Annotated in this window: 8 protein-coding genes; 2 read left to right on the forward strand and 6 right to left on the reverse strand. The window is 53.8% G+C overall.

The window, feature by feature from the left end; genetic code table 11:
- Window positions 1–216: 216 nt before the first annotated feature.
- Both JN414_RS16075 and JN414_RS16080 read right to left on the reverse strand, forming a co-directional pair.
- The gene (locus JN414_RS16075; protein WP_035366292.1) at window positions 217–480 is read right to left on the reverse strand and encodes a BrnA antitoxin family protein; all 264 of its coding nucleotides are present in this window, start codon (window positions 478–480) and stop codon (window positions 217–219) included.
- A complete protein-coding gene (locus JN414_RS16080; RefSeq protein ID WP_043549984.1) occupies window positions 464–748 on the reverse strand; it encodes a BrnT family toxin in 285 nt (94 codons plus the stop codon). The genes JN414_RS16075 and JN414_RS16080 overlap by 17 nt, the downstream gene beginning before the upstream one ends.
- Window positions 749–1,554: 806 nt before the next feature.
- Here JN414_RS16080 and JN414_RS16085 point away from each other — a divergent pair.
- Window positions 1,555–2,610, forward strand: coding sequence for a replication initiator protein A (locus JN414_RS16085; protein WP_202208831.1), 1,056 nt, complete (start codon window positions 1,555–1,557; stop codon window positions 2,608–2,610).
- 39 nt (window positions 2,611–2,649) lie between these two features.
- On the opposite strand, the gene JN414_RS16090 is transcribed toward JN414_RS16085, so the two are convergent.
- From JN414_RS16090 to JN414_RS16105, 4 genes are all read right to left on the reverse strand, one after another.
- Window positions 2,650–2,907 (reverse strand): ribbon-helix-helix domain-containing protein, encoded by a 258-nt coding sequence (locus tag JN414_RS16090; protein WP_202208833.1) that lies wholly within the window; start codon window positions 2,905–2,907, stop codon window positions 2,650–2,652.
- Between the two features lie 27 nt (window positions 2,908–2,934).
- Window positions 2,935–3,594 carry a ParA family partition ATPase gene (gene parA, locus JN414_RS16095; RefSeq protein ID WP_202208834.1) on the reverse strand — a complete coding sequence of 220 codons (660 nt, stop codon included), beginning with the start codon at window positions 3,592–3,594 and terminating at the stop codon, window positions 2,935–2,937.
- A gap of 181 nt (window positions 3,595–3,775) precedes the next feature.
- Window positions 3,776–4,372 (reverse strand): recombinase family protein, encoded by a 597-nt coding sequence (locus JN414_RS16100; protein WP_202208835.1) that lies wholly within the window; start codon window positions 4,370–4,372, stop codon window positions 3,776–3,778.
- A gap of 163 nt (window positions 4,373–4,535) precedes the next feature.
- On the reverse strand, window positions 4,536–5,129 hold the full coding sequence (locus JN414_RS16105) for a recombinase family protein (RefSeq protein ID WP_202208836.1): 594 nt from the start codon (window positions 5,127–5,129) through the stop codon (window positions 4,536–4,538).
- A gap of 70 nt (window positions 5,130–5,199) precedes the next feature.
- On the opposite strand from JN414_RS16105, the gene JN414_RS16110 reads away from it, so the two are divergent.
- Window positions 5,200–5,796: a helix-turn-helix domain-containing protein gene (locus JN414_RS16110; RefSeq protein WP_237390133.1), complete on the forward strand. Its 597-nt coding sequence runs from the start codon at window positions 5,200–5,202 to the stop codon at window positions 5,794–5,796.
- Window positions 5,797–5,826: the final 30 nt, after the last annotated feature.

The following is a 5,826-nucleotide window of genomic DNA, read 5'->3' on the forward strand; positions in this document are numbered from 1 at the left end:
ACGATCTGCCTGGGACGCATCAAGCGTCAATCAAAAGCCTCGCCGTTCCCGGCACGTTCTTCAACATGGCCAAAATCACAGCTTCGGGCCCACTGGGCCTATTTGCGGCTGTGATGATAGGTGCGAGACATGGGGAGCTTTTCCTCCATGACGCGCGGAGTGATTTCCGAGCGTACCTACATCGCCCGATCTCCTCTGTTCTGATCGGAATACGCTTTACCGCATCTGTGCAACATCGGTCTCCAGCAGCATCCGGACATAGCGTGTGTAAGGGATGCCCTTTGCCTTCGCCCTGGCTTTCACGGCGTCCAGCAGAGACGCCGGCAGGCGCATGTTGAGGGCGGCCGCCTTGGGTTCGATCTCAAAGCGCATGGGCTTGAAACCGGACAGGTCATACCGGGTCAGATCGGCGGTCGCGACGAAATCCTCGGCCGCTTCGTCACTGTGCAGCGAGGGCATAGACCTATTTTTGCTGCTCATAGTGGTCGATCTCCTTCTGATGCATGTAACGGGCACTGATGGGACGTAACCTGGTCTGGTTGCTGATTGTCCTGAACATGAAGACCAGAAAAACGTAACGTCCGGCCTCAGTCCTGCCGATGGCCCGCATCCGGGGCTCACCGGGGTGAGGGTCAGTCATGACGGCAGGTTCTCCCAGCAAAACCTGCTCGATTTCCGCACGGGAGACACCATGCTTGCCACATTTCGGCCAGTTGCCGTCATCCCAGTCGAAACCCGCAATCTTCATGTAGGGAAGATAGACATTTGTCTACACAAATGCAACACCATTAGAATCTAACGGTTCTCTTTCCATCCCCACAGTGTTCCCCTTGGATTTCGCGCTGGAGTACATTTATGATTGCGGTAAGCTCTCTGGGAGGGGCTTACAAGGTGCAATACCCGTTACCGCTCTAAACTAGCTACCACACCTGGTAACGCTTGTACGGCCATTCTGTGGCGTCTGGCGGGCATGCTGCAACACGTGAGCCGCTGAATGTTCGCCTGAACACTGGTGTGTCTTGAGCAGATTACGGTCTTGCCCAGTTCTTCTGGTGTTGCAGGCGTCGGGCGAGCGCGGAGCGGGAGCCCCGTAGGGCGCCAAAGGCGCCGACGCGGGAGAAGAAGGTGTTGGTGGAAAGACGATGCGGGAACGCATCGTCAGATTATGACTTCACGCCATAGGCGTGTCTGTTTAGCGCAGCCCTGAAAGGGCGAGCAGGGGGATGCCGGGTGGGAGATCGAGCTAAGCTCGATCTCCCACCCGGCGGGGGCGTAGCCCCCAAGAGGCGGTGCTTGGGTTGAATTTGATTGGAAATTTTTGAGGTTTGTAAGTTATCCACAGATCAGATGGTCAGAGGGGGTGTTAAATAGGTGTTAGATTCTGTGTTAAGCGATTCTAGCATCCATTTAACACATTGATATAAAAACGGAATTTCTGGGTTTTTCTTCGGTTTGGTATTTAAAACCCCGAATCTCGGTATTTAAAACCCCGAATCTCGGTATTTAAAACCCCGAATCACTTGACGCAGGTATGTAAAACCCCGAACTTTAGGCATGGTATCTGAAACCCCGAATCTGCCTGTTGTCCATGAGGCCCTCCTGCCGGAGCGTCATCCGCAGCATGACTTATTCATCTGCGACGTGGCAGATGCCGTGCTTAAGGACGTGATGCCGCAAATGGAGCATCCGTTCTATTCGCTGTCGAAAAAACCCGAGACTTCCGTTCGTCGCTATGAACATAACGGGCAATGGCTGGAAATCACGCCAAGCGTGAAGGGCCTTGCTACAATCTACGATAAGGATATTCTGATTTACTGTATTTCGCAGATCATGGCGAAACTAAAGGCCGGGGAGAAAGTATCGCAACGGGTGCGGATCAGCAGCCGTGACTTACTCATCTTCACCAATCGCGGAACGGCAGGTAAGGACTACAAAGCCCTTATCGAAGCCCTCGACCGCCTTGAAGGCACACGTATCCGCACTAACATTGTCACAGGCGACGAAGAACAGGTGGACGGTTTTGGCCTGATCGACGCTTCATCCATCCGCCGCAAACTTGGCCTCGACGGTCGCCTATTGCATTGCGAGATCAAGCTGTCGGATTGGGTCTTTAACGCAATTAAGAGCAATGATGTTCTGACACTGCATCGTGATTATTTCCGACTACGCAAACCGCTGGAACGACGCGTTTATGAACTCGCCCGCAAACATTGCGGTCAGCAAGCGGTATGGAAAGCCTCGCTTGAGATCCTACTGAAAAAATCAGGCTCTCAAAGCCCAGAAAAATTATTCCGACAGATGATAAAGAACCTCGCTGCAAGCGATCATCTACCGGATTACCGTGTTGAATTCGATCCTCAGAAAGACATGATAACATTCATCAATCGCGGCACAATGAAAGCTGCCGAGCCAGTAGCCGAGGCTTGGATGGGGGCGCTCGATCCTGATATTTACGGGGACGCTCGGAACATCGCGCCAGGGTGGGATGTGCATCATCTCGAAAGAGAATGGCGCATGTGGCTGGGTGATAACGAGATCGCTCCGAAGAACCCTGAGCGGCATTTCATCAAATTCTGCGAGACGTGGTTTGCTAAGCGTGGTCAACCCTGATTGTACAAATATACAAGCATAATCTATCTAAATAGATAGTCAGCGCTCTCCAAAAGGATGACGACCGTGCTTACGCATCAAATCATCAATGGCCTCCCCGATCAAACCCTGAATAGTTGTATCGGTATCAAGCGCAAGTTGATGTAATCCCTTACTAACTGCTGGGGAAAAATACCCCACCACAGCCCGCTTACCTTCTCTTGGATTACGTGGGCGAGCTTTCTCTACCACCGTCTGCGCTGCCGGTTCCGCAACCGATGGCGCGACCGTTTTTTTTAGACCAGCAAACCGACTCATGCCGTATGTCCTTAACTTAGAAAATTGCTAACGTGCTTTTATGTCATCTTGTTTGTGTGATAGCATGTTAACTTGATCACACACCCAATTCCACAACAGTGCTATATCAGCAGCAGCCTTGCTTTCCGGCTCTGCTTCCTGCGCGGTACGACCGGAACCAACGCTATGATGAAAAACAGCACGCTCTGGCAAAACAACAGGAGCAACAGGGATACCAAACTGCGCCACAACCTCGGCCGCCTCCTTATAAACTTGGGGCGCACGAGGAGGACCCGCAGTAAAAATCACGAAGGCAGGCTTGCCGCTGGCTCGCACAAGCTCCGCCGTTGTTCTAACAGCGTCCATATCGAAAGCACGTGGCCTGCATGGAATTAACAAGAAATCAGCGACACGACACGCCTCACGCGCCATAATATCGGCATGTGGTGGGGTATCTATTATCGATAGTTCTGCGCCCAGTTCGGACGCTTGTTCTAGCTTTCTTGATAACAAGGCGTGAGCCGCACAATCCACTACATCAGGCTCGACATCTCCCCGCCACGCTTTCCATGAACTTGCAGTCGCCTGCGGATCGGTATCGAGGATCAGAGAAACGTATCCAGCGGCACTGGCACTAGTAGCCAAGTGTAGGGCAAGCGTCGTCTTCCCAGCGCCTCCCTTCTGACTAATGATCGCGATTGTTTTCATGCCACCATGTTTCCGTGTTAACACATTAACTAATTACCATGTTATTTTGATAACTCAATATTTTCCTCAAAAAACCCGACGATTTAATCGAACCAAACATTTCTCATGTCTCAGGTCGATGCCGTTAGCACCTATAGAATGCTATCATGTTTTTGTGTTAACATATAAACATGACGACGTGTTATCTTTCCCTTTGCACAATGGCAGCAACAGTGTTCTTGCTGATTCCCAGATCGCGGGCGATCCACCGATAACTCCGCTTTTCAGCCACCAGCGCCAGAACCTTCGGAGCCAAACGGTCAGACTTCGGCCGCTCTCCTTTCTGTCGGCCGAGAACCTTCCCGCGTGCCCTGGCAGCAGCCAGACCAGACTTCACACGCTCGCTAATCAGATCCCGTTCGAACTCAGCGATCCCAGCCAGAACCGTCGCCAGCATTCGTCCATGTGGTGTCGCCAGATCGAACGTCATCCCCGTTATGGCAATCAGGGAAACACGATAGCTCTCCAGTTCCTGAAGCGTGGAGATAAGATCAATGGTCGATCGCCCCCAGCGGGACAGCTCCGTCACCAAGATGGCGTCAATTTCACGGGCCTGGGCCAGTGCCATGACCTTTCGACGCTCGGCCCGATCCACCCGGACGCCAGAGCCGGTCTCCATGAAAACGTCCAGCACTTCATAGCCCGCGCGTTCAGCAAACCGCTTCAGCTCGTCCTTCTGGCGCGTGCAGGACTGATCGACCGTGGAAACCCGGCAATAGATGACCGCGCGCTGTCCCATTTGAACCCTTCCGGAAAAACTACCATGCAGCCCTTGATACACTGTAGATATCAGCGATAAATGGCACTGAGTTGCAGCGCTAATTGGCATGTAAGAGCAGCAGCATGCCTGGCTCGTATGGGAGCAGGCGGGCGCTACGCTGGATGGTTACGTTTTCCGCAGGTCATGCTGCCATTACGGACGTAACAGGCTGACGCCTGAGTGTCCGATAAACGGTTGGTCGCGAGATGGAAAACAGATCAGCTAGGTCACTGATGGAATAGTCGCCAGTATCGTACATGCGGCGAAGTTCCTTCTGCTGCCGATCGGACAGCTTGGGCTTTTTCCCGCGTAGCTTGCCCTTGGCGCGCGCGACCGCCATCCCTTCACGGGTTCGAAGTTTAATGAGGTCCGCTTCAAATTCGGCGAAGGTGGCAAGAATGTTGAAAAACAGCTTTCCCATCGGATCGGACGGGTCGTGGACACTGGCACCGAGTTGGAGCTTAACGCCACGAGCGGTCAGGCTGTCTCCGATCGCACGTGCATCGGGCACGGACCGGGCGAGCCGGTCGAGCTTTGGCACGACCAGCGTGTCGCCGTTGCGCACCGCCGCCAGCGCCTGGTCGAGACCAGGCCGGTCCCGGTTCGTCCCGGTGAATCCCTTGTCAGTGTAGATCCGATCAGCCGCAACGCCGAGTTTGAGCAGAGCGTCCTGCTGGGCGGCGAGATCCTGCTTGTCCGTCGAGCAGCGGGCGTAGCCAATCAGTGTGTGCGTCATGAATCAGACTGTAACGTATAAGGCCCCATGACTGCAATTTATATGGTACCATTCATATGAGACTCGGTGGGTGGCTGTTTTCCGTGAGTTGCGCCACCTCTCAACATCAGTCCGTTTAACGACCCTCTATCGGACAGGGGCGATCACCATGGCAGATGATCGAGTGCCAGGAACCAACGGCACCGAGGTAGCAATGCGTATGGCCGTGTTACGACCATATCTGATTGATAACGTGCCGTTGACGAAAGTTGCCGTGGATGCTGCCATCTCGATCCGCACAGTCCGGCGTTGGATTGCACGCTACCGTCTTTCCGGTCCCGCTGGCCTCATGCGTCCGATGCGGCCTGAGGCTGGCACGCGCACCTTCCCTAAGGAAATGGTCGAACTGATTGAGGGAATGGCACTTCTCAAGCCACCGTCATCCATTGCAGCTATCCATCGACGTATCGTTATACTGGCCGCCGAGCAGGGGTGGCGGAAACCATCCTATGGTAGCGTTCGGAGTATCGTGCGCGAAATTGATCCGGCGATGCTGACCTTGGCACACGAGAGCAGCGCCGTCTTCCGGGACAAATATGAACTGGTGCATCGTCATCGGGGCTCTGTTGCAAAGTTGGTGCCCCTGTTTGAAACCGCTTTCAGTTTTGGTGTGGGGCACTGCGGATGAGCGATTTCAAGGGACGACATTTCCGGGGTG

This window comes from Gluconobacter sp. Gdi, assembly GCF_014132155.1.
Taxonomy (GTDB): Bacteria; Pseudomonadota; Alphaproteobacteria; order Acetobacterales; family Acetobacteraceae; genus Gluconobacter.